Here is a 5,551-nt window from a genome sequence, read left to right as displayed (position 1 = left end):
GTATATTGGCATTTTCTTGCTTGTCGTCTTCAATTATGTGGACCGGGTCGCGTTGTCGGTCGCGGCGCCGGCGATCGCGGCTGAATACAATCTGAGTCCGGTGCAGGTCGGTTACCTGTTCTCAGCTTATCTCTGGACGTATGTCGTCTGCTTGATCCCATGCGGATTTCTGACCGATCGCTACGGGGCGAAGGTGGTCAACGGTGTCGGTGTGCTCGTGTGGTCCGGCGCGACGATTCTCACAGGGCTCGCGTCCGGCTTCGTCAGCCTTCTCGGCTCGCGCATGCTGATGGGCGCGGCGGAAGCGTCCACCTATCCAGCGGGCGGTCGCGTGTTGCGGGATTGGGCGCCGCGATCCGAGTTCGGTCTGGCGGCCACGATGCTCAACAGCGGCGGCTACGCGGGGCCTGCGTTCGGGACCTTGCTGCTCGGGTGGGTGGTGTCTGTCCACGGCTGGCGGTGGGGGTTCTATACGGCCGGCTTGCTGGGCTTGGTTTGGCTGGTCGGTTGGCTGGTCTGGTATCGCGGGCCGGAGACGGCGACCTTTGTCGGCGAGGACGAGCGCGCCTTCATCCTGCAGGCGCGTGATTCCGGGGCGAAATCAGGTGGCTCGGCGGAAGGGTTCGGCGTGCTGTTGCGCTCGCGCAGTATGATCGCCGTCGCCGTCACGCAGGGTTGCGCCGTCTACACGCAGATCGTGTTCCTGACCTGGCTTCCGAGCTATCTCGCCAACGTCAAACACATGTCGATCGTGAAATCGGGCCTGTTCACGGCGTTCCCGTACTTCGCGGCAACGGTCTTGGCGTGGGTCCTCGCCCATCTGAGCGATCGTGCGCTGGCCGCGGAGGGCGGCTCCAGCACGGGGCGGCGGCGGCGCATCGTCGTCGTGTCGATGCTCAGCGCGGCCGTGATCCTGGCGGCACCGTTCGTCGACAGCACGCCGATGATCCTGGGCCTGATCACCATCTCGCTGACTGGCTTGGCGACGGGCATCTCGCTCAATATCGCCCTGGCCGCCGATCTGCTGCGGTCGCCGGCTAGTGCTGGCAAGGCCATGGCGATCCAGATCACCGGCGGGAACATGTTCGGCCTCATCGCGCCGATCGCCACGGGCTACATCATCGCGGCGACGGGTAGCTACGACCTCGCCTTCGTGGCCGGTGGCGTGCTGCTGGTGACCGGGGCCGTGATCACGCTGACCCTGACGCACGCCCCGATCGGTGGCGACCTCCCCGCGCCAGCGGTCGTCCCCGCGCTGCGCCGCGCTTAAACTCTTAGACGGAGGTCACGATGTACGCAGCCCCGCCTATCTGCCCAACGAGAGTCTTCGCCACCTACCCCGAGGCGTGGCGGGTGGCCACGGCGGAGAACGAGTGGATCCGCACGCAGCCGGGGCGCATGCCGACCGGATCGTTCCTGGAGGGGCCGTCCTTCGACCTTGACGGCAATCTCTGGTGTGTCGACATCCCGAACGGACGCATCTTGTGCGTGGCGCCGGACGGCGGTTTCACCATCGCGGCCGAGTACGATGGTTGGCCGAACGGCCTCAAGATCCACCGTGACGGCCGGATATTCATCGCCGACTACAAGAACGGCATCATGGTCGTCGACCCGGATACCGGCACGGTCCAGCCGTTCCTCCTGCGGGTCGGGCCCGAGCGGTTCCGGGGCGTCAACGATCTCTTCTTCTCTCGCGATGGCGATCTCTACTTCACCGATCAGGGCCTAACCGGCTGGCAGGACCCGGGCGGACGCCTCTTCCGCGTTCGGGCGGACGGGGTCGTGACCTGCATCCTGGACGGCATCCCAAGCCCGAACGGCCTCGTCATGAACCTCACTGAGGACACGGTGTACCTGGCGGTTACGCGGGCCAACGCGGTCTGGCGGATCCCGCTGATGCGGGACGGGACGGCCGCCAAGGTGGGCACCTTCATCCAGATGTCGGGCGGGGCCGGGCCGGACGGGCTCGCCCTCGACGCGGAGGGTCGCATCGCCGTCGCCCATGCCGGGAAGGGCGCCGTCTGGCTGTTCGACGCCACGGGGGAGCCGGTGCTGCGCATAACCTCTTGCGCCGGCCTGCACACTACCAACGTGGCGTTCGGCGGCGCGGATGGACGAGCACTGTTCATCACTGAGTCTGGCTCAGGCGTCATTCTACGGGCTGACCTGCAGACGCCCGGGCACACTATGTTCTCGCACACGCACGAGAGCGAGGTGTGATCGTTGGCCCTGTGCGCCGCACGGGTGGAGCTGAGGTCTGCAGACCAGCCGGCCAGTCCCAATCGAAACACCCGGGATCGCCACGGCCGAGGATAATCCGTGAGGCTCGCACGGGGCGTCGTCCCGCCGCCGAACGCCGCCAAGACGCGCGGCAGATCCTTATCGGCCTTCGCCTCGCCGCGATCCCCGCGTCACCCCACGGAGTGGATACAGATGGCCCACCTCCCCTATGCGGATCCGAATCGACCGGAAACGGCCGAACTCGTCGCTCGCATCACCGCCCAACGCGGCGGGGTGCTGCACCTCTACGCCATGCTGCTGCACAGCCCGTCGGTAGCCGACGGCTGGCTGCATTTCCTCAGCGCGATCCGCCAGCGCTGCGTCGTGCCGGGGGCCCTGCGCGAGCTCGTGATCCTACAGGTCGCCCACCTCAACGGGGCACCCTACGAGGCCGAGCAGCATATCCCGATCGCGCTGCGCGAAGGGGTGCACCAAGCGCAGGTCGACGCCCTCCCCGACTGGACGGCATCAGACGTGTTCGAGCCGGCGCAGCGCGCGGCCCTGGCTTACTGCGATGCGATGACCCGAACCATCCACGTGCCGGCTGACGTGTTCGCAGACCTGCGCACCCACTTCGACCCGCGGACGATCGTCGAGCTCACCGCGACGGTCGGGGCCTACAACATGGTCTCTCGCTTCCTCGAAGCGCTCGGCATCAGCTCCGCCGACGACATGCGTGCGGGGCGGGCTGACCGATGACAGACCCCTTCTCCCTCGACGGCAAGGTCGCGCTCATCACCGGCTGCGGCTCGCAGTAGCCCTGGTGGAGCAATGCTAAGGCCACGGCCGTGACCTTAGCCCGGCGCGGCGCGAGGGTCGCCACACGCAACCGGTCCGACGCGATCCGCATCTGTCTGAACGGTGCCCCAGATCGGGCGGCGTTGACCTGGGCGCTGCATCGCTTGTCGGGAATATTTACCTGGCCGAGCGTTGTGTGCACGGGAGGACGAACGCTTCGCTGAGATGTTCGATGATGTGCCGGCCAAACGGGGCTGAACCTCGGCCGACCGATACTCTGCATGGATGGAGCGTCGGTCCGACGTAGACTTGAGAGCCCTGCGCTTCATGCTGCGAGCGAATCGCACCGTCCGCGATTGTCGTCGACGTCCGCTTCCGAGCTATTGTGATGGCCCATTAAGCGTCCGGCATGGGCGCAAAGCCGAACGTCCGCTTTCGGGTTACGGCAGCGCTACATTACTCTGGCATGCCAAGCTCTACATTTCTGCCAGATTTCAGGCGATCGTAAGTTCGCATTTTGGATACGACATTTTAGACAGCGCCCCGGTAACTCATATGTATAAAAACGCCGACGCAATCGCTGCGAAGGCAGCCTGTTGATCTAGAAAAGCAAAACTATATATAGATCCAGCTGGTACAGTGTATCAGCGGCGCTTCACTCCGATCAAGAAATGGGTTGCTCCTCCACACACGAGCTCTTGATTTCAACTCGCTATAGACAGCGGCAATCTCCCCTCGCTCCTCTCTTTCACCTCTCCAGCTCATCTCCGTCAGGGTGAAGCGCCACAGCCAGGCGACCGCTCGTCGTCTGTCCTCTGCTCGTTCAACTAGCTGAAACGGTCGGCCACCTGCACTAGGTAGAGACAAGCTCTTAGCCGCCGAAAGAAAAGAGCCAGCTCCCTATGAGCCCCGAGCCTCCACCGCCAACCATGCGGGATGGGGATCGCCGGGTCGCAAGCCGAACGGCATCGGCGAAAAGCGGTCCGTGCTCATACGGTCGGACTGCAGGATGGAGGGAACGGGTTGCCCCAGACCTCCAGGACGACCCCGACGCCCCGCGGATTGAGCGGACGGGTCCGTTCGCGCTGGCCGTCCAAGCTGACGGGAAGCGGTGTGTAAAGGCCGACCGCACAGCCCCGGCCTACCTATTGCAAGGTTGCACCTCGATCCGCCGGTCGACCGACGGCGTGGCTCCGGGATCCGGACCCCCTCGGTGGAGCGTGGCTTTGCCGCCCAACGGCAAAGCCTTGCCTTCAGCAAGCCGGCCTCCCTCAAACGTCCACCAGGATCCAGGGCAGGGCAGGCAGCACGGTGCTCTGGCCAACCGCCGTTGCCCCGGACCGGAAGCTTCGGTGAACAGCCGAAGCATTTACGGGAACCCCGCCCCGAAGCCGCCATCCTCACGGCTGCTCTGGAGCTCTGCCCCTTCATGCCCATCAACGACCTGCACGCCCGCCTCGCCGCGACCATCCTGGCGCAGCTCGAGACCGCTGACCCAGCTTCATGGTCTCCACCTTGGCACGGCACGGACCCGATGCCCCACAACGCCCTCACGCACCGACGTTATCGTGGGATCAACGTGCTGGCGTTGTGGTGTGCGGCGCAGACCCACGGCTACAGCGACGCGCGCTGGGCCACTTACCGTCAATGGGCTGCACTCGGCGCTCAAGTCCGCCGGGCAGAGCGCGGTACGCTCGTGCTGTTCTACAAGGAGTTGCCTCGAGGCGCCGTTGCCGGTGAAGCTGAAGCGAACGACGGTGCTCTCTTCGTCGCTCGCGCCACCTACGTCTTCAACGCGGCCCAGGTGGACACCGCTCAACCATCCCCCGACGCAGCCTTACCCAGCAATGCCACGCCACCGGAGCCGCTACCCGCCTTTGATGCTTTCGTGACCGCCACCGGCGCCGCGATCCGCCACGGCGGCACCCGCGCCTGCTACGTCCCGGCCACCGACATGATCCACCTGCCGCCCCGCACCGCCTTCCACACGTCCACAGGCTACGCTGGCACGCTGGTCCACGAACTTATCCATTGGACCGGCGCCCCTCACCGCCTCGCCCGTGATCTCACCGGCCGGTTCGGCGCCCGCGCCTACGCTGACGAGGAGCTCGTGGCGGAACTCGGTGCCGCCTTCGTCCTGGCGGACCTGAGCATCGCACGCACGCCCCACCCCGACCACGCCTCCTACTGCGCATCTTGGGCGCCACTGCTAAGCGCCGACCCTCGCGCGCTCTCGACCGCCGCCGTTCAGGCCTCGCGAGCGGCATACTACCTGGCCGCGCCGCAGCCCGCGGCCACGGCCGCGTCTTCGTCACCCTCGCCAAGGGAAGGCGGACAGTCCATCCCTGCCCCCGCGCCGTTCATCGGCCAGATCTAAGACGCTGCCGGGCAGCATCTCCCGAAGACCGCAACCGTATATCCGGCCCGCGGCGCGCCCCGAAGATAGAATTCCACGCCGCGAGCGCGCCGCGTCTACGTCCCGCCCGGGCCATTCGTCCGAGCGGGACCAATCCCCAGCCGGAGACTACTCATG

The 5,551-nt window shown here is 66.0% G+C and carries 4 protein-coding genes; all 4 read left to right on the top strand.

All coding sequences use genetic code 11. The features are described from left to right. A partial coding sequence (locus tag FV233_RS27920; protein WP_147899464.1) for an MFS transporter occupies positions 1-1,270 on the top strand: 1,270 nt, incomplete at its 5' end. Between the two features lie 20 nt (positions 1,271-1,290). Further along, a complete protein-coding gene (locus FV233_RS27915; protein ID WP_147853646.1) occupies positions 1,291-2,220 on the top strand; it encodes an SMP-30/gluconolactonase/LRE family protein in 930 nt (309 codons plus the stop codon). A 213-nt stretch (positions 2,221-2,433) separates the two neighbouring features. After that, positions 2,434-2,979, top strand: coding sequence for a carboxymuconolactone decarboxylase family protein (locus FV233_RS27910; RefSeq protein WP_147853645.1), 546 nt, complete (start codon positions 2,434-2,436; stop codon positions 2,977-2,979). 1,468 nt (positions 2,980-4,447) lie between these two features. Then, entirely contained in the window at positions 4,448-5,395 is a 948-nt protein-coding gene (locus FV233_RS27905; protein WP_147899463.1) for a zincin-like metallopeptidase domain-containing protein, read from the top strand. Positions 5,396-5,551: the final 156 nt, after the last annotated feature.

Origin of the sequence: Methylobacterium sp. WL7, assembly GCF_008040085.1 — a bacterium.
Taxonomy (GTDB): Bacteria; Pseudomonadota; Alphaproteobacteria; order Rhizobiales; family Beijerinckiaceae; genus Methylobacterium; species Methylobacterium mesophilicum.
This window is presented reverse-complemented; position numbering and strand designations above follow the sequence as displayed.